This window comes from Psychrobacter sp. FME5 (genome assembly GCF_014861375.1).
Taxonomy (GTDB): domain Bacteria; phylum Pseudomonadota; class Gammaproteobacteria; order Pseudomonadales; family Moraxellaceae; genus Psychrobacter.
On sequence record NZ_RRYX01000243.1, the window covers coordinates 1 to 902 of the forward strand.

A 902-nucleotide genomic window follows, 5' to 3' on the forward strand; every position below is an offset into this window, starting at 1 on the left:
CATAAAAGAGTTATGCCTTGGACAAATATCATAAAATAATTTAGATAAGTCGTTTTCCATCCAACCTTGACGTAGAAACTTCACTTGAGCCCATTTCTTTTCAATGGGATTTAGATCAGGACTGTAAGGCGGTAAGAATAGAAGCCTGTGACCGTGCCTGTTGAGTAGTCTTTGGACTCGCTTATGAAAGCTAGCATTATCCATGACAATCACACATTTTCTCTTAAGGTTTGGGATTAGCGTGTACTTGCACCAATCATAAAATATATCCCCATTGATGTTCTTCTCGAAGTAATCTAGCGCAAACAGCATCTTGCCATAGAGAGCACCAATGACGTTGGTTCGTTTTTTACCTTGCCAGTTATAGCGGTCGATGCAAGGGGTTCCGATGGCAGCATAGCCGTAGAGTCTAATAGTCTCGGCCTCAAAGCCACTCTCATCCATATAAACAATGGGATAGCCTTGAGCGATGAAGTCGTTAAGTTTTCTTAGATACTTAGCTCTCTTTAGGGGGCAAGCTTTGGGATGCTCAAGTGTCTTTTTTTTTGCTAATACCAATACGCTTTAAGGCTTTACTGATGCCTGTTGGGCTACAATTAAAACGCTGTGCCCGCTCATAGTGATAATCGTCAGGGTGGTCTTTGACATCTTGAGCTAAGGCTTCATCTTCTATTTTGTAGGGCTTGATATCTCGAGTAGTTTTGCTGTGAAGACGTTTTTTCCACTTCTGGATAGTCGTTGGACTGATATCATAGAAAACGGCAGCTTCGGCAAAAGTCATGCCCTCATCTAAGCTTTTGAGGACTTGTTTGCGATAATCTAGGGAGTAAGTCATGGTCATTTATAGTGGTAATCGTTTAGTTGATTTGTTTTATAACATTTTTGAAGTCATTTGACTATAC

2 protein-coding genes are annotated in these 902 nt (G+C 40.7%); both read right to left on the reverse strand.

Going from position 1 to position 902, the window contains the following annotated elements:
- On the reverse strand, positions 1-558 hold a 558-nt coding region (locus EI161_RS14495), incomplete at its 3' end, for an IS630 family transposase (protein ID WP_225735424.1).
- Entirely contained in the window at positions 530-841 is a 312-nt protein-coding gene (locus EI161_RS14500; RefSeq protein WP_318779287.1) for an IS630 transposase-related protein, read from the reverse strand. The genes EI161_RS14500 and EI161_RS14495, both read right to left, overlap by 29 nt.
- Positions 842-902 lie beyond the last annotated feature (61 nt).

What these genes read in the sequence shown, in the direction of transcription:
- EI161_RS14500 (WP_318779287.1), bottom strand. Translation starts at nt 841, where the DNA reads ATGACCATGACTTACTCCCTAGATTATCGCAAACAAGTCCTCAAAAGC.